At 52.7% G+C, this 26,545-nt stretch carries 23 protein-coding genes; 16 read left to right on the forward strand and 7 right to left on the reverse strand.

Annotated elements, in window-relative coordinates; translation table 11 throughout:
- Positions 1 to 102 precede the first annotated feature (102 nt).
- From P8N76_09885 to P8N76_09960, 16 genes are all read left to right on the forward strand, one after another.
- On the forward strand, positions 103 to 861 hold the full coding sequence (locus P8N76_09885) for an NADH-quinone oxidoreductase subunit A (GenBank protein MDG2381972.1): 759 nt from the start codon (positions 103 to 105) through the stop codon (positions 859 to 861).
- A 64-nt stretch (positions 862 to 925) separates the two neighbouring features.
- On the forward strand, positions 926 to 1,447 hold the full coding sequence (locus P8N76_09890) for an NADH-quinone oxidoreductase subunit C (protein ID MDG2381973.1): 522 nt from the start codon (positions 926 to 928) through the stop codon (positions 1,445 to 1,447).
- 64 nt (positions 1,448 to 1,511) lie between these two features.
- Positions 1,512 to 2,714 (forward strand): NADH-quinone oxidoreductase subunit D, encoded by a 1,203-nt coding sequence (locus tag P8N76_09895; protein MDG2381974.1) that lies wholly within the window; start codon positions 1,512 to 1,514, stop codon positions 2,712 to 2,714.
- A 130-nt stretch (positions 2,715 to 2,844) separates the two neighbouring features.
- Entirely contained in the window at positions 2,845 to 4,194 is a 1,350-nt protein-coding gene (nuoH, locus tag P8N76_09900; protein MDG2381975.1) for an NADH-quinone oxidoreductase subunit NuoH, read from the forward strand.
- Positions 4,194 to 5,180, forward strand: a complete 987-nt coding sequence (locus P8N76_09905; protein ID MDG2381976.1) for an NADH-quinone oxidoreductase subunit J — start codon at positions 4,194 to 4,196, stop codon at positions 5,178 to 5,180. Before nuoH ends, P8N76_09905 begins: the two co-directional genes overlap by 1 nt.
- A 6-nt stretch (positions 5,181 to 5,186) precedes the next feature.
- A complete protein-coding gene (gene nuoK / locus P8N76_09910; GenBank protein ID MDG2381977.1) occupies positions 5,187 to 5,522 on the forward strand; it encodes an NADH-quinone oxidoreductase subunit NuoK in 336 nt (111 codons plus the stop codon).
- Positions 5,522 to 8,272, forward strand: coding sequence for a proton-conducting transporter membrane subunit (locus tag P8N76_09915; protein ID MDG2381978.1), 2,751 nt, complete (start codon positions 5,522 to 5,524; stop codon positions 8,270 to 8,272). Before nuoK ends, P8N76_09915 begins: the two co-directional genes overlap by 1 nt.
- 69 nt (positions 8,273 to 8,341) lie before the next feature.
- Positions 8,342 to 10,261: an NADH-quinone oxidoreductase subunit M gene (locus tag P8N76_09920; protein MDG2381979.1), complete on the forward strand. Its 1,920-nt coding sequence runs from the start codon at positions 8,342 to 8,344 to the stop codon at positions 10,259 to 10,261.
- A 47-nt stretch (positions 10,262 to 10,308) separates the two neighbouring features.
- Positions 10,309 to 12,015: an NADH-quinone oxidoreductase subunit N gene (locus P8N76_09925; GenBank protein ID MDG2381980.1), complete on the forward strand. Its 1,707-nt coding sequence runs from the start codon at positions 10,309 to 10,311 to the stop codon at positions 12,013 to 12,015.
- A 19-nt stretch (positions 12,016 to 12,034) separates the two neighbouring features.
- Positions 12,035 to 12,463, forward strand: coding sequence for a hypothetical protein (locus P8N76_09930; GenBank protein MDG2381981.1), 429 nt, complete (start codon positions 12,035 to 12,037; stop codon positions 12,461 to 12,463).
- Between the two features lie 34 nt (positions 12,464 to 12,497).
- Positions 12,498 to 13,274: a TatD family hydrolase gene (locus P8N76_09935; GenBank protein ID MDG2381982.1), complete on the forward strand. Its 777-nt coding sequence runs from the start codon at positions 12,498 to 12,500 to the stop codon at positions 13,272 to 13,274.
- 126 nt (positions 13,275 to 13,400) lie between these two features.
- On the forward strand, positions 13,401 to 14,417 hold the full coding sequence (locus P8N76_09940; protein MDG2381983.1) for a cyclopropane-fatty-acyl-phospholipid synthase: 1,017 nt from the start codon (positions 13,401 to 13,403) through the stop codon (positions 14,415 to 14,417).
- A gap of 188 nt (positions 14,418 to 14,605) precedes the next feature.
- Positions 14,606 to 15,277, forward strand: coding sequence for a CerR family C-terminal domain-containing protein (locus P8N76_09945; protein MDG2381984.1), 672 nt, complete (start codon positions 14,606 to 14,608; stop codon positions 15,275 to 15,277).
- A 121-nt stretch (positions 15,278 to 15,398) separates the two neighbouring features.
- Positions 15,399 to 16,814, forward strand: a complete 1,416-nt coding sequence (locus P8N76_09950) for an efflux RND transporter periplasmic adaptor subunit (GenBank protein ID MDG2381985.1) — start codon at positions 15,399 to 15,401, stop codon at positions 16,812 to 16,814.
- Positions 16,811 to 20,041, forward strand: a complete 3,231-nt coding sequence (locus tag P8N76_09955) for an efflux RND transporter permease subunit (GenBank protein ID MDG2381986.1) — start codon at positions 16,811 to 16,813, stop codon at positions 20,039 to 20,041. Before P8N76_09950 ends, P8N76_09955 begins: the two co-directional genes overlap by 4 nt.
- A 119-nt stretch (positions 20,042 to 20,160) precedes the next feature.
- Entirely contained in the window at positions 20,161 to 21,117 is a 957-nt protein-coding gene (locus P8N76_09960; GenBank protein ID MDG2381987.1) for a Gfo/Idh/MocA family oxidoreductase, read from the forward strand.
- A 4-nt stretch (positions 21,118 to 21,121) separates the two neighbouring features.
- On the opposite strand, the gene P8N76_09965 is transcribed toward P8N76_09960, so the two are convergent.
- The 7 genes from P8N76_09965 to P8N76_09995 form a co-directional block, all read right to left on the reverse strand.
- Positions 21,122 to 22,471, reverse strand: coding sequence for a sulfatase (locus tag P8N76_09965; protein ID MDG2381988.1), 1,350 nt, complete (start codon positions 22,469 to 22,471; stop codon positions 21,122 to 21,124).
- A gap of 789 nt (positions 22,472 to 23,260) precedes the next feature.
- The gene (locus P8N76_09970; GenBank protein MDG2381989.1) at positions 23,261 to 23,530 is read right to left on the reverse strand and encodes a hypothetical protein; all 270 of its coding nucleotides are present in this window, start codon (positions 23,528 to 23,530) and stop codon (positions 23,261 to 23,263) included.
- 226 nt (positions 23,531 to 23,756) lie between these two features.
- A complete protein-coding gene (locus P8N76_09975; GenBank protein MDG2381990.1) occupies positions 23,757 to 24,308 on the reverse strand; it encodes a hypothetical protein in 552 nt (183 codons plus the stop codon).
- Positions 24,309 to 24,469: 161 nt separating this feature from the next.
- Entirely contained in the window at positions 24,470 to 25,366 is an 897-nt protein-coding gene (locus P8N76_09980; GenBank protein ID MDG2381991.1) for a hypothetical protein, read from the reverse strand.
- The gene (locus P8N76_09985; protein MDG2381992.1) at positions 25,363 to 26,037 is read right to left on the reverse strand and encodes a hypothetical protein; all 675 of its coding nucleotides are present in this window, start codon (positions 26,035 to 26,037) and stop codon (positions 25,363 to 25,365) included. Before P8N76_09985 ends, P8N76_09980 begins: the two co-directional genes overlap by 4 nt.
- An 88-nt stretch (positions 26,038 to 26,125) precedes the next feature.
- Positions 26,126 to 26,287 (reverse strand): hypothetical protein, encoded by a 162-nt coding sequence (locus P8N76_09990; GenBank protein ID MDG2381993.1) that lies wholly within the window; start codon positions 26,285 to 26,287, stop codon positions 26,126 to 26,128.
- 54 nt (positions 26,288 to 26,341) lie between these two features.
- Positions 26,342 to 26,545 (reverse strand): hypothetical protein (locus tag P8N76_09995; protein ID MDG2381994.1); only part of this gene is annotated, 204 nt, incomplete at its 5' end.

Genomic DNA, 26,545 nt, shown 5'->3' on the forward strand with positions numbered 1-26,545 from the left:
CACTTGCAAAAAAATGCCAATCCCACCAAAATTGTTCATTGCTGTGGGTCTACGGACGAAGCTCTGTCCGCGATTAAACGTTTTAGGGATTTTGGTGAATTGATGCAAACCGCGGTTGATTCGTCTGTCGGTATAGTCGCCTACTTGGCTCTGTTCGGCGGAGTGGGCTTTGTTTTTGTCTTCGTAAACCTGTTGGTAGGCCGTTTTCTGCGACCGGCGAATCCAACAGAGGAGAAGCTGGAGATTTACGAATGCGGTGAGCCAGCCATTGGCTCGAGCTTCGTTCAGTTCGACCTCAGGTTTTACGTTGTGGCGTTGGTCTTCATTATTTTTGATGTCGAGGTCGCTTTCTTGTTCCCATGGGCGACCGTTTATGGCAAGGTGACCCACGCCGTCTCGATGCTGGATCCGGATTATGGATCGCAGATGCCTGCGACGGCGGTGGGTTTGTTTAGAGCGCCCGAGAAATCCGCAATGACGGAGCCTACATCTGGGCAATTGGTGATTGCCCAAGGGGATGGGCTGGCCTGGGCGCCCAACGCGGTGAGCATGTATCGTGAGATGGGGATTCGTGACCCCCAGTTGCCTGAAACCGATTCGACGACAAAAGCCAATCGAATGCTCATGTCGGGCGAACGCAATGAAGACGGCCAGCTTGTCTATGCGGGCTTCGGGCAAATTCTCGCTGTGGCGGCAATTGCGGTCAGCTTTTTCTTTGTCGTGCTGCTGATTGGCTTCGCTTACGAGTGGCGAACCGGAGCGTTGGATTGGGTACGTGCTGTGTCGGGTACACCTCCACCGGCCATTGAACGTCAAGCCGCACAGTCGGCAACGCCTCAGGAATCTGTGCTGTCCGCGTGAGGCGTTTGCACTCTCTGTTGATTTTTGCCCTGTTACGCTTGCGTGAGTTCGAAGGGATATTGGAATGGCTTTAGTTCCTGATCTGAAAAAAAGATTTGGCGATAAGATCACCGGCGATCGGCTCGATGTTATCGATCCCTGGGTTGAAGTTTCACCTGAAGGTCTGTTGGAGGTGGCCGAGTATCTTCGCAATGAGCCAACTCTCGAATTCGACCTGCTCAACTGCATCTCTGCGGTGGACTATTTGGAACCCGATCCCAAGAAAGCCAAGCGAGTCGATTGGGAACCCCATACGGAACTGGTGTATCACCTTTCCAGTATTAGTAAGAAACACACGCTGGTCTTAAAAGTGATGCTGCCGCGTTGGAAGGACGATAAGGTCGGTGAATTGCCGGAAGTGCCTACGGTGAGCGGTATCTGGGCAACAGCAGACTGGCATGAGCGTGAGGTTTACGATCTGTCGGGCATTAATTTTGTGGGGCATCCCAATTTGCGAAGAATTCTCTGTCCGGAGGACTGGGTTGGCCATCCTTTACGACGTGATTACGAAATGCCGCTTGAGTATCACGGAATCCGAGGACGCTAGGAGCGGTGCCTCCCGTTATTGTTCCGCTAATATCTGATTTTCTACCGCGAAAGTAATTAAACCGATGGCGACACAAATCGGCGAAAAAGTTGTCGAGTTCGATGTTCGTACCGATGAAATGTTGGTCAACATGGGGCCGCAACATCCTAGCACTCACGGCGTTTTGCGGCTGGTGCTGAGGACCGATGGCGAACTTGTCTCGGAGGTCACGCCGCATATTGGTTACCTGCATCGTTGTGCCGAGAAAATCGGTGAGAATCTGACGCCCAGGCAGTGGATTCCCTACACCGACCGGATGGATTATTTGGCCGCGATGAATATGAATCTCGGCTGGGCCATGTGTGTTGAGAAATTACTCGATCATCAGCTCTCTGAGAAAGCCAAGCATCTACGAGTGGTGATTGCTGAAATGGGGCGAATCGCGAGTCACCTGGTCGGGATGGGAGCCTATGGATTGGATCTCGGGTCGTTCAGTCCATTTCTTTATGCCTTTCGTGAACGAGAAAAGATTCTGGATCTGTTCGAAGAAGTCTGCGGAGCACGTCTGACTTACAGCTATATCACCCCGGGTGGCTGTACGGCTGACTTGCCGGATGGTTGGTTGGGAAAATGCGAGGCTTTTCTTGCCGGTCTCGAGCCGATTATTACCGAATATCACACGCTGCTGACCTCGAACGTGATCTTCATCAAGCGGACTTGCGGCGTCGGTGTCATGAGCGCTGAAATGTCCGTTGATTACGGCTGTACTGGTCCTGTGCTTCGTGGCAGTGGAGTGGACTACGATCTTCGTCGCGATGGTGAAGAACGATATACAGAAATGTACGATGGCTACGCGTTTGAGGTGATTGTTCAAAAAGATGGGCACTACCCACGCGATCACAATTATCCGCCGGTTCCCGTCGAGGCTGTTTTGGGAGATTGTTGGCATCGGTTCTACGTGCGAATGCTCGAAGTCATGCAGGCAATCGACCTCGTTCGCCAAGCCATGGATCGATATCGTTCGGCGGAGGGCGATTTCGGCGTACCGATCAAGCTCGCCCATAAATTGCCGAAAGGCGAAGTTTATTTGGAAACGGAGGCCCCTCGAGGGCAGATGGGTTTTTATCTCGTCAGTGACGGGACTTCGATTCCGTGGCGGGTCCGAGCTCGGAGTAGTTCGTTTTGCAACCTCTCCGTGACCCATGAGCTCTGTCGTGGGATTCCGATCGCTGACATACCCGCAGTAATCGGTTCTTTAGACATCGTGATGGGCGAAATCGATCGATAAAGGGAAAAACTGGGCGACCGGGGCTTGTGCCTCTGCGGGACATTGTGCATTATTTCACGATCTCTGGACGATTTGTGGATCACTCTGACCAGCAAGGTGCACAGGCTAGGAAGCCGGTGGGATAACGACGGTGGCCGACATACTGAATAGCTTGATCTCGAAGCCCCCCGGCCATTGGTTGGGGTTCTTCGTTACAGCGCTGATTCATATCTTTTTGCTGATCAATGTCGTGGCAGTTGGAGCTCTGCTGTTTATCTGGTTGGAGCGAAAAATTTCGGGCCGGATACAAGATCGACTGGGTCCGACGCGTGTCGGTGGTAAGTTCGGTTGGTTGCAGACGCTGGCTGATGGCTTGAAGCTGGTCACCAAAGAAGATGTGATGCCTGCCGCGGCCGATCCGCTGCTGTTTCGGATCGCCCCCTATTTGTCTTTCACTGCCAGCTTTGTTGCGTTCCTTGCCCTGCCTTTTGCGGCCGGTTGGGCCGGTCGGGAAATCAATACCTCCGTATTCTTCATTCTGGCGATTTTAGGTCTCGAAGTATTCGGCGTGATCTTGGCGGGATGGGCGAGTGGCTCGAAGTGGTCACTGTTCGGCGCGATGCGAGAGGCGGCTCAGGTTGTAAGTTACGAAGTACCGCTCGGCCTGTGCGTGATCATTCCGGTGATGATTTGCGGATCCATGAACTTGGTGACGATCGGGCAGATGCAGCAGGGCGGCTTGCAAAACTGGTTGATCCTTCATGATCCATTTACGTTTTGCGTCTTCTGGGTTTATTTCACCTGTGGGATGGCAAGCGTGAACCGAGCTCCGTTTGACTTGGCTGAGGCCGAGAGTGAATTGGTGGCCGGTTTCCATACCGAGTATTCCGGACTCCGATGGAGTATTTTCTTCATGGCGGAGTACGGTTCAATGTTTGTGATCAGTGCACTCGCTGTCATTCTGTTTTTCGGTGCCTGGAATGGACCGATTCCGATTTTCGAAAGCTTCGGATACGAAGCGGGGGCCACTGAGTTTAGTTTCTATGGTTACTTGGCCAATCTGGCTGGCTGCGTGAACTTCATCGGCAAGTCGGTGATCGGCGTAATCGTCATGATTTGGATTCGCTGGACCTTGCCAAGATTGCGTATCGATCAGGTGATCACGATGTGCTGGAAGTATTGTGTGCCGATTTCAGCCGCTTGTTTCGTGGGTGTTCTGGCTTGGCAAACGTTCGGACTTCCGACGGCGGCTGACTTAGACCGTTTTGAAGTTCGTGAGAATTGGGTTCTGGCTGCTTTCGAGGAACCCGAGGTCAGTGATCCAAATATTCCGGCTTCTGAGGCCGATCAGTCAGCAGAGGATGAGAGTGAAGTTTCTTTACGAGAGAGCTCTACCGACGCAGTTTCCTCCGATTCGCAGCTTTCGCCAACTGCCCCTGCCCGTCCGGTCGCGGATACGGCTTCGAAATCGAAGTCTGACCGGCCAGGAGGACGTGGCTGATGCTTGATGCAATCAATTGGCATTCGTTTTTGTTTTTGCTCTTTGCCGGTTTGACCTGCGGCTTCGCAATTGGTGTGCTGCTGTCGACGAGCATCGTTCGTATGGCGTTTTATTTGATCGTCTCCCTCGCATCCACTGCCGGCTTGTTCTTCCTGGCGGGAGCGAAGTTCGTGGGGGCGATGCAAGTGATGATCTATGTCGGCGGAACGCTTGTTCTGTTGATTTTTGGCGTGATGCTCACGGCGAAGGCTGCCTTTGTTTCGATGAAAACCCGCAGTAGCGATTGGGTCTTGGCTTCGATTATTGGCGCTTCGTTGTTCACGCTGTTGGCGGTAACAGCCATCTCGGTTGACGAATGGCGAGTGCCGCGCGCTGATCAAAATTCACTGTCGATTATCGAAGGTGAATCGGCGACAAGTTTGGGGTGGGGCTTGATCGGCATCCGTGTCGATAAGGCTCATCAAACCGATCCGGTCCTCCGGTCGGGTATGTCGGGCTATCTCTTACCTTTTGAGATTGTGTCGGTTCATCTATTGGTTGTGTTGATTGGCGCAGCGTATTTGGCGAGAACCAAAACGATTGTGTCCTACGGGACTCCGCAGCCCTCGACATTTACGATGCCGTACAGTCAGCTGTACTTCAGTTTTCACGGGCGAATACCTCGGCACGCCTACTGGTTTCATGGCGTCATCGTGTTGAATGTCGTGTTGGCGATTGTGATGGCACCGTTGGCGTTTGGCATCGTTGACGAAAGCTTGGATCGTCCTCCGTTGTTTGCGGTTTTGTTGGCCGTGTTCGGAAGTTTACTCGTGCTGTGGCCCGCTTTAGCGATTCGAGCGAAGCGATGGCATGATCGCGGGAAGTCGACAGTTTGGTTGTTGCTGCCACTTTTGCCCGTTATTGGTGCAATTTGGGAGCTTGTTGAGTTGGGTTTTCTTCGAGGAACGATCGGGTCGAATCGACACGGTTCCGATCCATTACAGTAATTCAAAATGAGTTTATTAACCGAACCCGTTGGCGTTTCACATTTTTTGGTCGTCGGTGCCGTCATGTTTGTGACGGGTGCACTTTGTATGGCCACTAAACGCAACGCGTTAGGAGTATTGATGGGGATTGAATTGGTTCTCAATGGTGCGAATATCAATTTCGTTGCCTTTGGTAGCAGCTACCTGCGAGAAAACTCGCTGGGGCTCGATGGCCAATTCTTTGCCTTGTTCGTGATTGTGCTGGCTGCCGCCGAAGCGGCTGTTGCATTGGCCATTGCACTTAGTTTTTACAATAACCACGCCACTATTGACGTGGATCAAGCCGACGAGTTAAAGGGCTGATGGATATCGGGGTCGTCCTATCTTGGTTGTTGGGCTTCGCGGTTTTAATGCCGTTGGGCTCGTTTGCATTGATCTTGCTATTTGGCCCGCAGATGGGAAAAGGTGGCAAGCAAGCCGGTGCTTGCGCCACAGGCGCGATTCTTGTCTCCTGCATCCTCTCGGTCATTTCGCTCGGTATCTGGCTCTCGAATCATCCGCCGATCGGTGACCATGGATCCGCTCATGCAGCCCAGCATGATGAAGCCGTCGGCACGGATGGTGAAACCAATGCGGCAGACAGTGACACACATGCCAGTGATGAGGCGGATGCGGTTCATACCGATGGCGAGACGGATGAAGCGGTCGGTACCGATGGCGAAACCAATGCGGCCGACAGTGATCACCACGGCGATCACCACGGCGATCACGGCCACGCGGTCGCACCGCCTCACTACTCCTACGAGGTCTATTCGCTTGGTGATTTCGGGATAGGGCATCGGATGAGCATAAGTGTCTATATTGACACGCTCACCGTCTGCATGTTTTGCATGGTAACGTTGATTGCAACTTGCATTCATCTTTACGCAACCGGCTACATGCACGATGAGTTGGAAGGTCCCGACTACGTCGATCATGAAGTGACCATGGAAGATGGTAGCCATTTGCACCGCCCCGGTCGTTTTCACCGATTCTTCCAAGCCCTTTCGCTGTTTTGCTTCAGCATGCTCGGGCTCGTACTTTCCGGCAACATCGCCATGACCTTCGTGTTTTGGGAACTTGTCGGTATTTGCTCCTACTTCCTCATCGGTTTCTATGTTGAACGCCACAGTGCATCAACGGCAGCCAATAAAGCATTCATCGTCAATCGAGTTGGTGACTTCGGGATGATCATCGGCTTGATGGCTCTTTGGGGGAGCCTGGGGACATTTTCCTTCGGCGGTGCTGACGGGATTTTTGAGCAGGTGCGATCTTCCGAGAACGATTACGCATTGGTTGTTCCTGACGGCATGGTTCGCGCTTCAGCTCAAAAAGAGGTTGCCGCAGTCGTTGCCGGGTTGGGCCCCAGTGCGACAGCCGAGCAAATTAAGAAGGCCGTCGATGATAAGCTTCCCGAATGGCGAGATGCGAAAACGTCGGGTGTTCCGGGTGGATATGGACGTTGGTTATTGATCGTAGCTGGAGTCGGGATTTTTTGCGGCTGTATCGGCAAGAGTGCTCAATTTCCGCTGCACGTCTGGTTGCCCGACGCCATGGAAGGACCGACTCCCGTCTCGGCGCTGGTGCATTCAGCGACGATGGTCGCCGCTGGTGTTTTTTTAGTGGCGAGATTTTATCCCGTATTTACTCCCGAAGTACTCTTCGTGATCGCACTTGTTGGTGCTGTGACGTTGTTCATGGCGGCGACTATCGCGATTACAGCAACTGATATCAAGCGAGTTTTGGCCTACTCGACCGTCAGTCAGTTGGGCTACATGATGTTGGCCCTGGGGCTCGGTGGTTGGCTTGCTGGGGTAATGCATTTGTTCACGCATGCTTTTTTCAAAAGCCTCTTGTTCATGTGCAGTGGTTCAGTCATTCACGCGGTGCACACCAATGAGATGACGGAGATGGGTGGCTTGCGCAAAAAGATGCCGTGGACCGCCTACACCATGCTGATCGGATGCATGGCGATTGCGGGTGCGGGTATTCCTTTTGCGGTTGTCTTGTTTGGCGAGAGCTACGGTTTTGGCTTCAGTGGATTTTATTCCAAGGATGCGATTCTGGAGCAGGCTCTTTCTTTTCGAAATACGAACCCCGGTTGGGGAAATGTCTTTTTCTTGGCCGCCGCGGGCGGAGCTGCGATCACTGCTTTTTACATGTTCCGGCTCTGGTATTTGACCTTTGCGGGTCAACCTCGTGATCAGCACCGTTACGACCACGCCCACGAGTCACCTCCGGTGATGTATCGGCCACTGATTCTGTTGTCGGTATTCGCGATCGGTGTCGCTTGGGGGCCCGTGCAGGGAATCGTTTGTGGATTGGTTGCCGCGATCTTCTTCTTTGCACTTTATATTCGACGTTCTGTGAGTGGACAGCAGGAAGATCATCATCTGCCCAGTGACCCATTAATCACCTCATTGGTGATCAGTGTCGTGGTGGTTGTGATTGGGATGGTGCTCTCGATGTCCGGAAACAACGACGTGACACTCGGCAATTTGCTCGAACAAGCAAGGCCTGCCGGTACACTTCCGACCGAAGAAGCCGCGTTGCTTTCGATGACTTGGCCCAACGAGCATGATAGTCACGTCGCTGCGATTCGCGTGCCGGCGACTTGGATTGCGTTCGCTACTGCCTTCGGTGGTTTTTTCCTGGCAACCATGTTCTATGGACTCCGCAAGCTAGACGCTGCGGAATCCCAAAAGACTTTCGCGCCGATTCACCGATTCCTGCTGAACAAATGGTGGTTCGACGAACTTTACAATTTCCTGTTTGTGCGTCCGTGTCACGTTGTCTCGGGATGGATTGCATCGTTTGACCGTACTTGGATCGATGGGTTCATCGACTGGTTGGCTTGGGCGACTAAGGTTTTTGCCGGCTTCTGGGAACGAATGGCGGACCGCACCATCGTGGATGGGTTCGTGAATGGATTGGCAACCCTGACCTATCGCTGCGGAGCTTCGCTGCGTCGAGTTCAGACTGGCAGTTTGCGGCAGTACGTGATGTTCATCGTAGCTGGCACGGTAATTGTGTTTGTGTTGGCAAGTTTTTGGCGGTTCGCACTCGCTCAGTAGCAATCGAATTTTAATTAATCATTCAAAGACCGGTTTTAAAACCATCAAATTTTCGGAAATGACAAACTGATGGACAGTCCTATTCTCGTATTAAGCCTGCTGATCTTCGTGCCCGCTGTTGTGGCCGCGGTACTGGCGTTGTTCCCCAAAGGTACGGACGATTTCTGCAAGTTCGTGACATTGGCGACGACGATGTTCGTGATGGGCTTTGCCGTGTTGTTTGTGCTTATGCCATTCGACATCGGACAACCGGCGATGCAGCAAGTTTTCAATCAGCCATGGATTCCGTCGTTTGACATCGAATACTTCATGGGGACCGACGGTATCAGCCTACCGCTCGTGATTCTAACGGCATTCATCAGTCTGCTCTCGATGATTGCGAGTTGGACGATCAAGACGAATGTCAAAGCTTATTGCATGCTCTATCTCTTGTTGGTCACGGGGATGTTGGGTGTATTTCTCGCGTTGGACTTTTTCCTGTTTTACGTCTTCTGGGAAGTCATGTTGTTGCCGATGTACTTCTTGATCGGTATCTGGGGAGGTCCACGGAAAGAATACGCAGCTATCAAGTTCTTCCTCTTCACGCTGTTCGGTAGCGTATTGATGTTGATTGCCATTCTGATGCTGTATTTCAATAGCGATTTGACACAACTGACGACCCAACAGTTGGCGGACAGTCATGTTTTGACTCGCAACTTGCAACAAAAATTTGACGTGCCCGTTGCCGAAGCAACTTCGGCACAGTTGGAAGGTGCCAAGAAAGATCTTTTCGACGAGATTGAGAGCGGAAAACGTTCTCACTACACCTTTAATATTCTTGCCCTGCAGCATATGGGGCAGCACACGGATCTGTTTTCCTCGCAGGACATTTTGTTCCCTGGCTGGACTGTTCAGCACTGGGCTTTCTTGCTGTTGTTTATTGGTTTCGTGATCAAGGTTCCGTCGGTGCCGGTGCATACTTGGCTGCCAGACGCTCATGTGGAAGCACCTACCCCGATTTCGATGATTCTGGCGGGCGTGCTGCTAAAGATGGGTGGGTATGGCATTATTCGGATTTGTTACCCGATCTGCCCACACGCAGGCTACGATTTTGCCACCTTCGTTTGTGCCCTGGGCGTGCTCAGCATGGTTTATGGTGCTTTCGCCGCTTTGGCGCAAACTGACTTTAAACGCATGGTTGCCTACAGTTCGGTCAGCCATATGGGATATGTCGTACTCGGTTTGGGCGTTTGGTCGGCGACTGCAGGCACAATGTTCGACTCTTACTCCTGGAACATGGGGATCAAGGGTGCGATGTTCCAGATGATTGGTCACGGTGTGAGTTCGGCGGGCATGTTTTTCATGGTCGGCGTGATCTACGAGCGGGTGCATCATCGCAACTTGAACGAGTTTGGTGGCCTCTATGGCCGCATGCCGGTTTATACTGCCCTGGCGATGATTATTTTCTTTGCCGGTTTGGGCTTGCCCGGTCTTTGCGGTTTCATCGGTGAGGTCTTTGTGGTGCTTTCCGTCTGGAACTTTAGCCACTGGATGGCCATCGTTTCAGCCGGCGTCGTGGTGTTGACTGCGGCCTACATCTTGTGGGCAATTCAACGTGTCTACCTTGGTCCGGAATACAAGGGTCCCCATGGCGACGAGATTCGACCGATCAATTCACGAGAATTGAGTGTGGCAGTGACGCTTGTCGTGTTTGCGATCTTCTTAGGCGTCTATCCACGAGCTGTTTTGCAGTACATGGATGCTACGATCGACGCGCAAGTTACGAGCCTGAGTGACTGGACGAAAAATGTGAAAACGCCCGAATTGGAGGGTGCTGAAGTCGACGAAGAAGAGGTGTTAGCGCAATCTGATGAGAAATCAGACGAAGCAACGGGCACCCAGTCGATTTCTTTGCTTTCGGTTGAAAATAATTCGCAACCCGATCTTGGATCGCCGGCTGGCGCCCCGGAAAGATCGGAAGCGAGTGAACCAACCGCTGTTATACGCTAACGGATCGCTGAACGTGATCAACTTGAATCAATTGAGAGCTGGTTAAAGTGCAGTTACACGAAATCGCAGCCGAATTCATCAACGATACCAAGGGTTCGTTGTGGCCCGCCTTCGCACCCGAGTTGGTGCTGAGCGCGACAATTATGGTCATGCTGCTCGTTCGTGCGTGCCGTTGGGGAAGGTTCATACCGGCTGCTGTGATGACGTTGGTCGGTGCCGGTCTTGCACTTTTCGTCGCCTTACCGTCCTGGTTGCCAACGGGACCTGACGGTGGCGTTGCCTCGCATGAACTGTTCACTGGTATGCTGGTGTTAGACCCTTTCACCGTCTACTTGCGAATTTTCTTGTTGGTGTTCGTGCTGCTGTTCACTGTTTTTACAGTCTTATCACGCAATCCGGAACGAGATGATGCCACAGACTTTTATTGTTTGGTACTCGGAAGCACGATTGGCATGTGTCTCATGGCTTCCGCCAATCATCTGTTGATGGTATTTGTCGCAATCGAAATGGCGAGCGTGCCATCATATGCACTCGCTGGCCAGATGAAACACAAACGCAAGAGCAGTGAAGCCGCTCTGAAGTATTCCATTTATGGCGCGGGCGCCGCGGGCGTGATGCTTTATGGGATCAGCTTGGTGGCTGGAGTGCTCAACACGGCCCACTTGCCGACAATCGCCTTGAAGCTCGCGGAAACATTGCCGTCGATGAGCGGCGAGCAGACGATGGTGCTGGCCTTGGGTGGTCTGATGATCATGGTCGGTTTGGCGTTTAAGCTTTCGGCCGTGCCGTTCCACTTTTGGTGTCCAGACGTTTTCGAGGGTGCTTCGGCAGAGGTCAACGCGTTCTTGTCGGTTGCTTCCAAAGCAGCGGCCCTCGCTTTGTTGGTTCGGGTTGCGGTTGGAGTCTCCGTGCCCACCGGCTCAGAGGTCGCAACAACGGCACCCGCAGCAAATCAACCCGCGGCCATCTCGACTGCCAGTCAGACTGCATTGGTCGCTGATGAAGCTGATTTGGAACCGATGGCTTCGGATCAGGCAGCCCCGTTGGTGCCCGTCAGACGCTTCATCGGCTTGTTGGTTGGTGTGATCGCTGCGGTGACCTGTACCTTTGGGAACCTGGCTGCTTACGCCCAGACAAACATTAAACGGCTGATGGCCTATTCAACGATTGCTCATGCGGGCTACATGATGCTGGCGATACCTGCGGCAATCGAGGCGGTGGGAGTCGACGCAGCCGTGTCTCAGCAGGCGATTGCGGCACTTGCGCTCTATGTGGCCATCTATCTGCTGATGAATTTGGGAGCCTTCGCAGTGATTGCTTTCCTTCGTAATTCGTTGGGAAGTGAAGAAATCGCGGACTACTCAGGTTTGATCCGTCGATCACCAATCATCACTGTTGCCTTTGCCTTGTTGCTGTTCAGTTTGGTGGGGCTTCCTCCACTCGCCGGATTTTTCGGCAAGTTCGCGATTTTTGCTGCCTTGGCGAATTCTTGGCGCGTGACCGGTCAAAATTATTTGCTTTGGCTGCTCGTTATTGGTGGTATCAACACAGCGATTAGCTTGTTCTATTACTTGCGGGTCGTGAAGATCATGACGATTGACCCCGAACGTGATGGGGGGCCCGTGCCAGTTGCTCCGGTTTCTTTTTTGGCGGGAACTTTTGTTGTTGTTTTAACGATTCCCGTCATGACTTTGTTGCTCTACATCGACACGTTGAACAAATGGGCTCAGGCTGCAGCGCAACAACTATTTTGACGTAAGGTAAACATTTTTCATGGGTGATTCGACGACGATTGACGTATTGAATCGACTGCTCGCGTTGCACAGTCATTCACTGCCGATGTATCTGGTCAATGCGCCCCCATGGTTCGCGGAGGACGATTTGGCCGCCGCAACCGCCCTTCGACATGTTGCCGAAGATCAACAATTGATGTCAGATCGAATCGGTTCGCTTATTGTAGGGTGCGGGGCGGTAACGCACGCGGGCGAGTTTCCGATGGTCTTTACTGACATGCACGATCTGTCACTCGATTATATCTTGAGTGAAGTCAAGCAGCGTCAGCGGAATGAGATCGAACAAATTCAAATGTGTATCGATCAGCTCAAGGATGCGCCGATCGCTAAAGCGATTGCTGAGGAAGCTCTGGGCGCTGCGAAAGCACATTTGGAGAATTTGACGGAAGCCCGGACCGTTTCCGCCTGACATCCGGGGCTGCCGGGAACAGATTGAGTTCGCTATGCATCTGTTCGACACTCACGCGCATCTCGATGACGAGCAATTTGGGGCGAATCTTGGTGCGGTCATCCAGCGGGCCACGGATGTGGGCCTGCAGCATCTCGTCGCCGTCGGCACAACTGCTGAATCTTCGCTAAAGTGCCTCGAACTCGCTGCGAAGTATTCGACCGTGCACGCCGCTGTCGGAATCCAACCCAACTACTGCTCCGAAGCGAAGCCCACTGATTGGCAAACAATCGTTGAACTGACGAAACGCGAGGGCGTGGTGGCCATCGGAGAAACGGGCCTTGATCGTTACTGGGATCACACTCCTTTTGAGCTACAGCAAGATTACTTTCAGCGACATTTGGATCTATCGCGGCAGACCCAGTTGCCTTTTATTGTGCACATGCGGGATTGCCTGGATGAGATTGTCGTGATGCTGCAGGAAGCTCGCCGTCAAGGACCCTTGTTGGGTGTGATGCATTCCTACACTGGTGACGCGGCAGGAGCTCGCGAGTGCTTGTCACTGGGAATGTACATCAGTTTTGCCGGGATGGTGACCTACAAGAAGTCGGAAGCATTAAGGGAGGTGGCCTCGCTCATTCCCGCTGATCGTCTGCTGATTGAGACCGATTCGCCCTATCTTTCGCCGCATCCGAAACGATCGGTACGGCCGAATGAACCCGCCTTGATCGTGCACACAGCGCAATGCCTGGCCGAGGTGCGAGCTGTTACTTTGAGCGAAATAGCCGAACAAACGACGGCAAATGCCAAACGCCTCTTTTTGCCGGCCTGATTTGTGTGCTGATCAAGGTTGTCGAATGGTGTGACAGGATCTATACAGCTTTTCGGCGACTGTTCGGTTCGTGAGAATACTGTTCGGTTCGTGAGAATACTGTTCTAGTCTCGAGGATATGGATTGATGGCTCTGTCCGCAATTGCCCTTGCTGAGAGTGGTTGGGTCCCTGATGCTCTGGTCCGACGTGGAATACGTCGTATGCTCGACAAACGGATCACAGAAACCAAGCAACTCCCTGACCAAACCCAACTGGCTGAATCACTCAGTAACGGTCCGCTGCTCGTCAATGCTAACGAAGCTAACTGCCAACATTACGAAGTTCCACCCGATTTTTTTCAGGCTGTCTTAGGAGCTTATCTGAAATACAGTTGTGGACTTTGGGCGTCGGAAAACTCCACTTTGGACGAGTCCGAAGTGGAGATGCTGCGGTTGACCGCCGAGCGAGCTGAAATTTCTGACGGAATGCGTGTTCTCGATTTGGGGTGCGGCTGGGGCTCAATGACCACCTGGATTGCCCAAAATTGGCCCAACTGTCAGATTACTTCGGTGTCCAATTCGGCGCCGCAGAAGCATTTCATTGAAAATCGATGTCGTGAACAAGGCCTTGAGAACGTATCCGTGTTGACTGCCAATGTGGCTGATTTTGATACCGAACAGCGGTTTGATCGAGTTGTCTCCATCGAAATGTTCGAGCACGTTCGCAATCATCAACTGTTGATGAGCCGAATTTCTCGTTGGCTTGAACCCGATGGAAAACTGTTTGTACACGTTTTTTGCCACCGCCATTCTGCCTACCTCTTCGAAACGGAGGGAGAAGAAAATTGGATGGGAAGACACTTCTTTACAGGCGGCATGATGCCCTCGGCAGATTGGCTCACGAAGTTTGACGCCGATTTGAGGACGCAAGAACGGTGGAGTGTGAATGGAAACCATTATGCCCGCACCTGCGACGCTTGGTTGCAAAAGTTGGATGCCGATCGAACACAACTCGCGCAGCTCTTTCGGGTTGATCTTGGGCGGGCGGCCGCTGATCGCCAGTTACAACGCTGGCGTATGTTCTTCATGGCCTGTGCCGAACTATTCCGTTACCAGAATGGGCAGGAATGGTTTGTCGAGCATTATCGGTTTCAGCGTTCTTGAAATAGGATTTATTTCTAAGTGGCTTATTTCAAACGACTTGCGTTCGTCGTGATTTTTGAGGCTTGTCAGCTGAAGCATCTCTCTCTAAGATTTCAAACAAGTGTTTGATACGTCTGTTTCAGATTGCGGTTGGGCCGCTCGAACTGAGCCAGGTGGCAACGAAGATTTTCTCCTCTTGTGGCAGTCAGATGACAAAAGATCAGGTGCGGACACGGATCCTGTTAGTCGCGGGCGAGATCTTTGCCCTTCGTGGCTACCAGAGCACCACGGTTCGCGACATTTGTCAGCGAGCAAAAGTGAACGTCGCTGCCGTCAACTATTACTTTGGCGATAAAGAACGTCTCTATATTGACGCCGTCAAACATGCTCGAGAACTGATTGCTGATCAATGGCCACTCCCCGAATGGTCAGCCGAAACAACGCCTGAGCAAAAGTTGTTGATGTTTGTGGAAACCTTTTTGCAGCGTCTCCTTTGTCGTGACGCGGCGAGTTGGCGTATCCGGCTGATCTTGCGAGAGATCATGGATCCGACGCGGGCCTGCGAAGAGTTGGTGCAGGAGTCATTTCGACCGTTCTTCAACGTGTTGTTGGAAGTCATTCGCGAAATGGCGCCGCGTGGGACTGCTGCTTTTCAAATTCATCAGTTGGGGTTGAGCATTATTAGCCAGTGTGTTTTTTATCTTTCACAGCGCCGTGTGGTCGAAATGATGGTCGATGCGAATGAGTTGGATGCACACTTCCATCCTCATGCATTGGCTGAACACATTGTGTCATTTAGTGTGCCGGGCTTACGAAAACCGTACAGTGAACTGAAGGGAAGTTTGCCGGACTTCCGACAAGGAAAAGCGAGCTCCTCGTAACAAGATTTTTGCGCATCTGAAACCGAGATGGATGGGCACACATGAAAGCGATTCTAGTTTGAAACGCAGTCGCGTTCCATTAACTTGATAACAGTCAAAAGCCTGATTCGTGAGACATTTTATGACTTCAAAAGCATCCAACGCGATATTGCGAGGCTTGCCGTTCGTGTTCGTGATGAGTCTTGGTTTGGTGGCATATTTTGCAATTATGAAGTTGCAGACTCCGCCCGATTCTCAAATTCCAAAACGGAATCCACCTCTCGTCAGGACCCAAGCAGTCGTCGTCAGCGACAAGAGTGATCTTGGCCTCGAAGTGCAGGGGGAGGTTGTTCCGTTTCGCGAAGTGACGCTGGCGGCGGAGGTGGCCGGCCGTGTCGAGAGTAAGGGCGCCTCCTCTTTGGCGGGTAACTTCGTCAGGGCAGATGAATTGCTGCTGCAGATTGATCCAAGTTACTACGATCTAGAAGTTCGTCGTATTCAGCAATCGATATCAGAGGTAAAAGTCAGCATTGAGGAGATGGACGTTGAGCGAGCGAATAACGAACACCTTTTGAAATTAGCGAAGTCGGAGTTGGAGCTTCAAAATCGAAATGTGGGTAGAATTGAAGCACTTCAGAAGCAACGCGTATCATCGCAAGCCGCCTCCGATGCAGCACAACAAAAGTTGCTTCAAGCAATGAATACGGTGCAGTTGCGTGAGAATCAAGATCGGCTGATCCAGACCCGCAGAAGCCGTTATCTGACGGAAAAAGAAGGGTTACTGGTTCAGTTGGAAAAGGCGTTGTTGGATCGTCGACGAACTGAAATCCGATCTCCCCTTTCCGGCATCATCATGGAGGATCCGGTCGAAGCTGGCGATTATGTTCAGAAAGGAACCACGCTCGTTAAAATCGAAGACGTTTCGAAGGTTGAGATCGATTTTGATCTCAAGCTTGACGAGCTTCGCTGGATCTGGGCGAGTTCGGGCGACGAAGATTTGAGTGCGGGAGACAGCTATGCGTTGCCCCCGCTCAAGGCCAAGGTCGAAGTGGAGGTTGAGGGGCGGAGATTTGAGTGGGATGCGGTTCTGTCGCGGTATGACGGTGCAGGACTGAATCCGGCTACCCGGACGGTTCCCTGCGTGGCCATTGTCGATAATCCGCGAGGGGGAAGAGCACAAGCCGACGCCTCCGATAGCGGTTTGCCCGGACCACCGACTCTATTGCGTGGCATGTTTGTCACGGTCAAGATTGCTGTACCCACCAAGCAGCCATTGGTGGAGGTCGCGGTGACCGCTTTGAGGCCAGGCAGCAAAATTTGGCTGTGTGTCAATGATCAGCTGTCGATTCGCGATGTGGACGTGGCGCAGGTGTTGAACGATCGTATTTTGTTGTTTCCCGGCAGTTCCGATGTTGTCGCCGGGGATCGAGTCGTCGTTACTCCGCTGCCTCTTGCTGCCAATTCAATGGCGATACGCGAAGAAGGTTCATCCGCTGCAAGTCGCGATGAGAATGTCCTGAACGCCACGAAAGCTGTCTCGTCGGAGGTTGCGCGATGAGGCGACTTGTCGAATGGGCGATCAAGAATTCTCCCGCAATGAACATTCTAATGATCGCGGTTCTTGTGGTAGGGATGTACTCTCTCTACACCATGCGTCGGGAAGTCTTTCCTGAATTTGAGCTCGAAGTCGTATTGGTCACCGTGCCGTATCCAGGTGCGAGTCCCGAGGAAGTAGAAGAAGGAATCTGCCAGAAAATTGAAGAGTCGGTTCAATCTACCGATGGAATTAAAAAGCTCACTTCCGTGGCTCAAGAGGGACTTGGGTCTGTCATTCTTGAATTGCGATCCAACATCTCGGATGTGCAAAAGGTCGTCAATGAGGTGCGATCAGAAGTCGACCGCATCCCGAGCTTCCCTGTGCTCGCGGAAGATGCCGAAATTCAGCAAATCACGATTCGCGAACCGGCTATCAACATTGCCATCATGGCGCCACCCACTCGTGAGTATGACGAGTTGGAATTGAGGGCGGTTGTTGAGACCGTTCGGGACGACCTGCTTGAGTTGGACAAGGTGTCGCAAGTTGCAATCAAAGGCGCACGCGACTACCAAATCGACATCGAGATTGATGAGCAGACCTTGCAGAAACACGGCCTGTCTCTTGATGAGGTGGCTCGCATCGTGCGACGCGAAAATCTGGAAGTTCCAGGTGGGAAATTGCTTGGCGAAGGACAGGAGGTGCTGCTTCGCGGTGAAAACAAACGCTTGATTGGTCAGCAGATTTCCGAATTGCCGCTGCTCACTGAACCGGGGGGAGTGGTGCTGACCGTCGGTGATCTGGGAACGGTACGGGACGACTTTAATGATGTTGTCTCGATTGTTGAAATTAATGGCGAGCCCGCATTGGTTCTGGAAGTTAGCCGAACGCGTAGCGAAGATCTGCTGGCGATGACCCGCGATGTCCGCGGATTTGTCGAAAAGCAAACCTTGCCCGCTGGATATCGAATGCTTGCCTTTGCCGACCGATCGCAGGATGTGAGAGATCGTCTGGCGTTGCTCCAGGAAAATGGACTGATGGGGCTGTTGCTCGTTTTCTTGGTGCTCGCTGTGTTTCTCGAATTGCGTTTGGCGTTTTGGGTTGCACTCGGCATCCCCGTGGCCCTGCTAGGAGCTGGGGGGGTCTTGCTACTTGGAGGCCAGACGCTGAACATGCTTTCGATGTTCTCCTTCTTAATGGCGCTGGGAATTGTCGTCGATGATGCGATCGTTGTTGGAGAAAATATCTACTCGCAACGACAAAGGGGGAAATCATTCTTCCAGGCCGCAGTCGAGGGCACAACAGAGGTCCTGCCTTCGGTTTCTGCGTCAGTCGCAACGACCGTTATCGCTTTTTGTCCCATGTTGTTCGTGTCTGGCGTGATGGGGAAGTTTTTTGCGGTGATTCCTTTTGCGGTCATTGCCATGTTGCTGTTGTCATTGCTCGAGTGCATTTTTATTCTGCCTTGTCACTTGGCTCATGATGACAGTCTGGTCTTTCGAGTTATCTCTTTCCTGTTTTTTCCGCTTCGGTTTATTGTCGTTTTTTTTCGCGCTGTGAATCGGATTTCTAGTCGTTGCCTTGAGCAAGTGATCACTCGATACTATCGTCCGACACTCCAGTGGGCGTTGGTGAATCGGTACGTGACACTCGCCATGGCGATTTCCGTTTTATTATTCACGGTAGGATTCGTTCGAGCAGGATTCGTCCCCTTCGTTATTTTCCCCAAGGTCGATAGTAATTACATTCAATGTGCGATCGCTTTTCCAGATGGGACGCCGTCGGAAATTACAGACGAAGCAACTCAGCAGTTGGTGCAGTCTTTGCACGCTGCAAGCACTGAGTTGACGAAAGATCCGAATGTCTCGTTAGTCAATGTTGTTTATCGAATGGTTGGTGCCATGGCGGGCGGCGGTAACGTGCTCGAAGGGGGAGGCGCATCCGGGGGACATGTGGGCAGCGTTGATGTGGAACTTTTCGATACCAGCAGACGCAAATTCACCGCCCAAGAACTCGTCGCGAAATGGCGTGAATTGGCGCGCGGGACAGTTTTTGGCATGGAGAGTTTAACCTTTGGTGAACGGGATTTTGGTCCCGGGGGGACCCCGATCGAGTTTAAGCTGTTGGCCAGCGGGGGAGACGTCAAAACACTCGAGAAAGCGGTCGAGTTGTGCAAGGAGAAACTGGCGACCTATCCCGGTGTGTTCGATGTGCAAGATGATTCCACGCCTGGCAAATGGGAGTATCGGATCCGTGTGAAGCAGGAAGCTCAGTCGCTGGGAGTCACCACCGGGGATCTAGCTGATACGGTGCGAGCATCTTACTACGGTGCCGAGGTGATGAGACTGCAACGTGGTCGACATGAAGTGAAATTGATGGTTCGCTATCCCAAGGCGGATCGACGCTCACTCGCAGACTTCGACGATATTCTTGTTCGCGTCGGTGACGGTGTGGAACGTCCGCTTTCAGAACTTGCGGAAATCGATGTGGTCCGAGGCTATTCGGAAATCAATCGCGTTGATCAAAAACGATCGATCACCGTGAGTGCGGACGTCGACGAGGCACAAGGAAACGCGCGAGAGATTGTTAAGGCGATGCAATCCGGATTCATGCCGGAATTGTTGAGTGAGTTTCCCACCGTGCAGGTTCGTTGGGAGGGGCAGCAAGAACAAACACAAGAGTCGTTGCGAAGTTTGCTGATCGCGACATGTGTGGCATTACTGGTCATGTTCATCTTACTTACGCTCGAATTTAAAGCTTACTTTCAGCCGTTGCTCGTGCTGGCAATTATCCCCTTTGGCTTCATTGGTGCGATCCTAGGGCATTATCTGCTCGGGCTACCGCTGACCATGTTCAGCTTCTTTGGGCTAGTTGCTTTGACCGGGGTCGTCGTCAATGATTCGATCGTCTTGATCGACTTTATTAATCGAAAGGTGCGGAGCGGAATTCCTGTTGAACAAGCCTTGTTGGAATCGGGGCAAAGAAGGTTTCGACCCGTTCTGTTGACCTCTCTGACAACGATTGCCGGCTTGTCGCCGATTCTATTCGAAACTTCATTCCAGGCGCAAATCTTGATTCCGATGGCCACCAGTCTCAGTTTTGGATTGCTCGTGGCAACTCTGCTGGTAGTGATCTTGGTACCCACTTTTTATCGGATTTATTTCGATTTCCAGAGGTTTTTCGCTGCGAATGACCCTCCAGTCACTGTGCCGGTACATGTGGAAAACGAAATGGTTGCTCGTCCGTCGTAAGCTTGATTCAGTTCCGACCTCGCTCGAATCCTAGCTGACTATCCGCTTCTTACGTTAAACTACCGTCTCGATAACGCACCGGCGTTGGGTCTCAACTGGTTTTCTGGGAGGAATGTGCAATGAGCATGATCAATCGACTTGCGGTGATGCTGCTGTTTGGGGTGACAACAAATTTGTCGGCAGCGGAAGAACTTCGGATCGGCATGATCGGTCTCGATACTTCCCATGTAATTGCGTTCACCAAGGCATTCAATGACCCTGAAGCCACGGGTGATTTAGCCGAGATGCGTGTTGTGGCGGGCTTCCCGGGAGGAACTGACATTCCACCCAGTCGCGATCGGGTGGCCGGATTTACGCAGCAGTTGAAGGAAATGGGAATCGAAATTGTCGATTCGATTCCTGATTTACTTTCGAAAGTTGACGTTGTTCTGTTAGAGAGTGTCGATGGTCGACCCCATCTGGAACAGGCACGCTTGGTGATCGAAGCGGGTAAGCCCCTTTTCATTGATAAGCCCGTCGCCGGTTCGCTGAAAGATGCCGTGGCGATCTTTCGATTGGCCGAAAAACACGACGTTCCTTGTTTTTCAAGTTCGTCTCTGCGTTACGTGCCAGAAGCCATTGCCTATCGCAATGAAAAAATGGCCGAGCGGGTGAACGGATGTGTGGTTTGGGGGCCCTGTTCAATTCAGCCGCCCATGCCGGATCTGTTCTTTTATGGTGTCCACGGGGTCGAAATGCTGTACACCATCATGGGTACCGGATGTGTAAGCGTCACGCGATCAAGTACAGAGTCAACCGATGTGGTAACAGGTGTTTGGCAAGATGGTCGTATCGGAACCTATCGTGGGCTTCGGAGCGGAAAGAAAAGTTTTGGAGCAGTGGTTTTTGAAACAGATCGAATTGCCTTGATCGAGCGATCCGTGGGCTATCAACCGTTACTCGATCAGATCGCTCGTTTTTTTAAGTCAGGGAAAGCCCCGGTCGCGGCCGCGGAGACGATCGAAATCTTCGCGTTTATGGAGGCGGCCGATGAGAGTAAGCGACTCGGGGGCAAGCCCGTTCAGATTAACCCTTGATCGACTACTTCGCATCGGTAACGAGTGGAATCGCCAGTTGATCGACGGCAGGTTTTACCGTTTTCTCGTGCTCGGCGATCACTTGTAGAAGTTCCGCCACAACGGCTGGGTTTTTTGCTGCCAAGTCGAATTGTTCACCCGGATCGTGTTCGACGTGATAAAGCAAAGGTGGGTCTTGTCGAATTGGAGCACGACCGTATTTGATCGGCTCACGTGTCCAAAGGTGCAATTTGTAAGGACCTTTCCGCACCGCGTACAAGACACCTCGTGTGTAGTAGAACATCGTGTCGCGCGGGCTGTTTCCAGTGCCAAGCAGGGCAGGGGAAAGGTCGAGTGAGTCGAGTGTACGGTCGGTTGGAAGTTGTGTGTTGCTGATGGCAGCGCAGGTCGCCATCAAGTCGAGCGTACTGCCCATCTGGGTAACCGTCGAACCTGCCTTGATCTTCCCGGGCCAGCGGAAAATCGTCGGTACGCGCATGCCGCCTTCAAAAGTTGTTCCCTTACCGGCTCGGAGTAAACCAGCGCTACCCCCATCGAGGCGAAAACTGAGCCAAGGTCCGTTGTCGCTGGTAAAGACGACCATGGTCTTCTCATCACAGCCAACCTCACGCAATGTGTCGAGCACCTGGCCAACTGACCAGTCGATTTCTTCGATTACATCGCCGTACAGGCCTCGAGGACTGGTGTCCTTGAATTTGTCTGAGACAAACAGCGGAATGTGGGGCATCGTGTGTGGGAGATAGAGAAAAAAGGGTTCTTCGGCATGCTCGCGAATGAACCTTACTGCTTCTTCGGTGTACCTTTTCGTGACGGTGCGTTGGTCAACAGGCTGCTCGAGGATCTTATCATTTCGCATTAATGGAACGCCCCCCGGTTTGTGCATGTCGTTGGAATAGGGGATTCCAAAATACTCGTCGAATCCAGCCTGCGTTGGCAGGAATTGTGGCAGATGACCGAGATGCCATTTGCCGATGCAGGCGGTGGCATAATTCCGCTCCTTAAGCAGTTCCGCCATCGTGATCTCTTCCTGGGGCAAACCGCCTCCCGAGTTGGGAAACAAGACAACTCGTTTTGCCGAGGTCATGCCATTACGAATTGGTAATCGTCCTGTCATCAGGCCAGCGCGACTGGGTGTGCATACGGGCGCTGCACAGTAGAAACTAGTCCACTTTTGACCTTCTGCGGCCATGCGGTCTAGATGAGGGGTTCGAATGGTCGGATGTCCAAAGCAGCCCAGATCTGCGAAACCAAGATCATCACAAAAGATAATCACGAAGTTTGGTGAGGTTTCGCTGGCGCTCAGGCTGTTGGGTAACAGGCTGAGGAATGCGAGAAGGAAAAGTCGGCTAGGCATAACGCACTCCCACGGTGAAGCAAAGGATGGGATTGAAATGGGTAATTCTAAGCGAGTTCAATCGTCGATGATCTCGATCCTAGGACATGAATGTTGGTTTGATCTTTTACTGCGACATGAAACGGGTTGTTCTTCAAGTCTCACTGGTGTGTTTCGCTTCTCACAGTGCAGTGAATAGACATCGGGTGGAAGGTCTCACTTTATCAGGATTTCAATTGTTTTACGCGGTCAGGATGGATCGACGCCAAGTTGTTCTTTTGGTGTGGGGCATGCCTGAGGTGGTACGGTTGTGAAGCGGCCTTTGAATCTTTCGGATGAATCAGCTTCCAGGGGGCTTCGATGAGCCAGCGATCGTTGCGACTTGCTGTTGGGTTCTCGAGGTCTGCACATCGTGCGTTTAGATTTTTCCCTTAATTTGCTTTCGTTGGGTAATGGCCGAGTCATCCAACCGATTGATATCGCGCATCGCCTCGGTCGGCACAGGCTCGAGGGGACATAGCCTCGAGTAGGGGGGGTAGGTCTTCACTCGCCAAATGATCGAGGTGAGGCGTTCTGATTTGTAGGTGCCCCATGAAGTCATCGTCGATCAAAGCTTGGTCATTAGAGCGAATCAGGAGCACATTCGGGCGCGAATCGATGGCATGACAAAGCGTCGCACCTAGAAGGACAAGCCAAATGCTTGCGGGCAATCGATACACTCGTTTCACCTGTTTGTTGATCTTCGCGATTTGCGCGGTTTCGCACGCTCACCCAGCCGCAGGTCTGTAGATATTGTAACTGACTTCAAGACTAGATGTCGAAGTCGTCTACAGCCAGTTCGTCGATTTCAGAGTGCGTTGGTAAAAAACTGCCTTGGAATTCAGCAAAGATCTGAGCTCGTGTCGAGAACTCGATTTCGGTTGGTCGCTCGATTTCCTTGGGGCGATTTTCATCCAAGGTTGCGTTTGTACGGTGTCGTAGGAGTCGCGGTTTGGGTTCGTGCTTTCGGGCGGCAATCGCGGCGAATTCAAGGTCGACTGCGGCAGCCGGTTGATCGAAGTGGCCGATTGAAAAGGGCAAGCACCAGATCGGACGTGGTGAAATCTTGGTCGTTGCCCCAATCACCCTCTTCGAAGGTTGAGTTCTGTGGGATGCCGTCTTCATATTCACCCGCTTGAAAGACGATCACGAGATCAGAAGAATCGAATTGGTGATCTCCGTTGACATCACCGACCAAGCGACTCGTCTCGGCGGTTCCCGGAGTTCCTCCAGGGAGACTGCTGGCTTGCCAACTAGCGGCCTGCCGTCAGCTGGCGAGATCAGTATTGTTGGTATCGATCAATTCGAGAGATGGGCCATCGCCGTCTGTGACTGGATACCAATCATCTGAATAGGCGAATTGCTGAATCGGAAGTCTGTCACCGAGGAGCGTCAGTTGTTCGCCGTCGTTACTTAAATTTCCACTCCACTGCCCGGCGATAGGTAAGTTGTCTCCATATCGGAAGTGGAACGCCTCCACGTCTTCCACAATTAAGATTCGTTCACCGGCGGCTAATTCGGTGATGAGTCCCTCGGCAAAAAGGAACTGAATTCCTTGCGGATTGCTGTTGAGAGGCGCTTGCACAAATTCGGCACCGGTTAGATCTAACGTTTTCTCACTCCGATTGACCAACTCAATAAATTCAAAGTCATCTGCGTGACTAAAACCGGCTCTGACCTCGGCTTGGGAGAGGTCTGTCGAATCATAGTGTATTTCACTGATTCTGAATGATTTGGTCAATTCGGAAGCGGTTGCGGTGGTGGCGATAAACAAAATAGGATCCGACCAGTGACTCCAATGTCCGCTGCGATCTTGCATTCGCACTCGCGTTCTGGGGCGAATGTCCCTGATCGGCCTTCGCCACGTCTCAACGGTCTGAAGCGAAGCACGGACTCGTCGTTGGCGGGTGCGTGCTTCTTCATCCTCGAAACGAGAACATGTGAGTTCCACGCCGCCCAAGGAGATATCGTGGCCCGAAATCACGCGAGGTCTTTTTCGCTGCTAGTGCGATGGGCGAGCATCATGCGGATCCGAGCGGCTGCGTACGCTGTGGCCGGCGTGAGGAGCATCACGATCAGGACGATGTTTGCGCTGAATGAAATCTGCATCGTGATGATGGTGGCGACGTGGAAACCCAGCATTACGATGATCCAGCACCAGCGAAACCAGCGGTTGAACAGGACGAGCATCGAAAGGGCTTCGAACACCGTCAGGACGAAGAAGGAGACTTCGAGAGCCTTCGAGAGCAGCGGGCTTTTGAGCACGTCCAGGCCGAAAATGACATCAAAGGGGCCTGGTTCGGCCGACCGGTGGGCGACGTAGGCCAAAATGGACTCGTCGAGAAAGATCTCGAGTCCACCGACGGCGAATCGACGCACACCGACGAACGTGTAGGTGAGGCACAGAACGGCGGCCATCGCGAGAAGGGTTCCGGCGTATCGCGACTTCGACGAACGGGTACCGGGCTTCATCACGCCCAACGCATCGGCGCAGGGAGAAACCGCGAGCACGTAGGCGGCGTAGAGCATCGCTAACTCGCCGTGGTTGATCTTTCCGAAGCTTCGCGTGAGTCCCTGATAGAGCGTCAAGGCGATGCAGACCGGGACCGCGATCCGCCAGAACGGACGCACTCCCAGAATCAGGAGGGGCAGCGTGAGCAGCAGTAGAATCTTCATTCCCCAGAGGAATGGCGTGCTCAGGATCAACGGCCACGCAGCCGCGGGAAGCAGTTCCATCACGCCGATCGGGGAGAACAGTTCACGAGGTAACGACGCCAGTTCGTGAATGGGATCCTTCCAGAGATGGTAGAACCACATGCTGAACACGCTGATCCTCAGGAGCGCAGGTGATTCAGCGTCAGACGCTTCGTGGATCATCTCCAATCCCCCTCGATCACGGTGATGCGGCGAAACATCTCACGGGGGTATTCCACGGACTTGGACCGGTCGTGGGCCGGGACCATGACGCGCCAGACGACGGCCTCGACGACCGGGAATTCCGGGTTCATCCGGTTGTACTCGAGCGACATGCTCTTCACGAGCTGGTCGAACCTTCTCCAGATCACGATCTGCTCCCCGGGATCGGTTTCGTCCAAGACCTTCTCCGCGAGCTTCAGCCAGGATCTCGTCAGTCGGACGCCAAGGCTTTCGAACAGCTGGGCGACCGGTATCACGACTTCGCTTCCGTCGGCGCGCACTCCGTGGCACTCGAGAAAGACGGGCGTTTCCCGGGCAGGCGTCGAGTACATGGCCCAGGTCACGAACGGATAAGACTTTCGACTGTCGGCGACGATCTGTCCAGCGATCAGCAGGGCGACAAAGACGACAATGAGTCGCCCGTACCTGGCATCGTCGCCGCGAAGCCATCGCGTGATTTCAGGACGCCGCGCGAGCCACGCCATCAGGACGCCGTAAAAGACGCACTCGCCGAAGAATACGGCGTCGACGCCTTGCGTGAACCGCATCAGTGCCGCGACACCGATGGTGAGGGCGATGACGCATGCGGTTCCGAGTGTGATGGTGGATCTGCTCGTCGGTCTGCCTGTCAAGTGGTCACCTCTTCAAGACCCATCTTCGGAAAGCTGGTAATGGTCATCAACCACCGTATTGTTGCTTAATGAGTGTTAACGCACCTCGCTATTTCGTTGGCACTGCCGCAATAGAATCACTCCAGTTGTTGACTTGGACTTCATCGTTCAGAAGATGGTTTAAGTCGTCGGATCGCCATTGGGCAGCCAGATCGCCGGCGAGTAAACGGCGATTCTCAAGCGACTCAAGAACAGCCGTTCTTTGAGACATTCGCCGTGGTCGAGAAGTTTTTGGCATTGGTTGAACAATTGATCAATCAAGCAGCTATATCAAGAAGTCGTGAAGATTCTCGAGAAGATCTTGAGTTCGGTGCTCGAGTTCTGGAATATCCGCGTCCAAAGTTGATTGTTTCTCATCGAGCGCAAACAGTAATTCCCTTGCTGCAATTTCTTCCGGCAACTGTCGGGCGTTGGTCGTTTGCCGATCGGCTGTGAGTATTACGTTTGACACTTGAGCAACGTTGCTTTT

The organism is Pirellulaceae bacterium (assembly GCA_029243025.1).
GTDB lineage: Bacteria > Planctomycetota > Planctomycetia > Pirellulales > Pirellulaceae.

What these genes read in the sequence shown, in the direction of transcription:
- P8N76_09885 (MDG2381972.1), top strand. Translation starts at nt 103, where the DNA reads ATGCAAACCGCGGTTGATTCGTCTGTCGGTATAGTCGCCTACTTGGCT.
- P8N76_09890 (MDG2381973.1), top strand. Translation starts at nt 926, where the DNA reads ATGGCTTTAGTTCCTGATCTGAAAAAAAGATTTGGCGATAAGATCACC.
- P8N76_09895 (MDG2381974.1), top strand. Translation starts at nt 1,512, where the DNA reads ATGGCGACACAAATCGGCGAAAAAGTTGTCGAGTTCGATGTTCGTACC.
- P8N76_09905 (MDG2381976.1), top strand. Translation starts at nt 4,194, where the DNA reads ATGCTTGATGCAATCAATTGGCATTCGTTTTTGTTTTTGCTCTTTGCC.
- nuoK (MDG2381977.1), top strand. Translation starts at nt 5,187, where the DNA reads ATGAGTTTATTAACCGAACCCGTTGGCGTTTCACATTTTTTGGTCGTC.
- P8N76_09915 (MDG2381978.1), top strand. Translation starts at nt 5,522, where the DNA reads ATGGATATCGGGGTCGTCCTATCTTGGTTGTTGGGCTTCGCGGTTTTA.
- P8N76_09920 (MDG2381979.1), top strand. Translation starts at nt 8,342, where the DNA reads ATGGACAGTCCTATTCTCGTATTAAGCCTGCTGATCTTCGTGCCCGCT.
- P8N76_09930 (MDG2381981.1), top strand. Translation starts at nt 12,035, where the DNA reads ATGGGTGATTCGACGACGATTGACGTATTGAATCGACTGCTCGCGTTG.
- P8N76_09935 (MDG2381982.1), top strand. Translation starts at nt 12,498, where the DNA reads ATGCATCTGTTCGACACTCACGCGCATCTCGATGACGAGCAATTTGGG.
- P8N76_09940 (MDG2381983.1), top strand. Translation starts at nt 13,401, where the DNA reads ATGGCTCTGTCCGCAATTGCCCTTGCTGAGAGTGGTTGGGTCCCTGAT.
- P8N76_09945 (MDG2381984.1), top strand. Translation starts at nt 14,606, where the DNA reads ATGACAAAAGATCAGGTGCGGACACGGATCCTGTTAGTCGCGGGCGAG.
- P8N76_09950 (MDG2381985.1), top strand. Translation starts at nt 15,399, where the DNA reads ATGACTTCAAAAGCATCCAACGCGATATTGCGAGGCTTGCCGTTCGTG.
- P8N76_09955 (MDG2381986.1), top strand. Translation starts at nt 16,811, where the DNA reads ATGAGGCGACTTGTCGAATGGGCGATCAAGAATTCTCCCGCAATGAAC.
- P8N76_09960 (MDG2381987.1), top strand. Translation starts at nt 20,161, where the DNA reads ATGAGCATGATCAATCGACTTGCGGTGATGCTGCTGTTTGGGGTGACA.
- P8N76_09965 (MDG2381988.1), bottom strand. Translation starts at nt 22,471, where the DNA reads ATGCCTAGCCGACTTTTCCTTCTCGCATTCCTCAGCCTGTTACCCAAC.
- P8N76_09975 (MDG2381990.1), bottom strand. Translation starts at nt 24,308, where the DNA reads ATGCAAGATCGCAGCGGACATTGGAGTCACTGGTCGGATCCTATTTTG.
- P8N76_09980 (MDG2381991.1), bottom strand. Translation starts at nt 25,366, where the DNA reads ATGATCCACGAAGCGTCTGACGCTGAATCACCTGCGCTCCTGAGGATC.
- P8N76_09990 (MDG2381993.1), bottom strand. Translation starts at nt 26,287, where the DNA reads ATGTCTCAAAGAACGGCTGTTCTTGAGTCGCTTGAGAATCGCCGTTTA.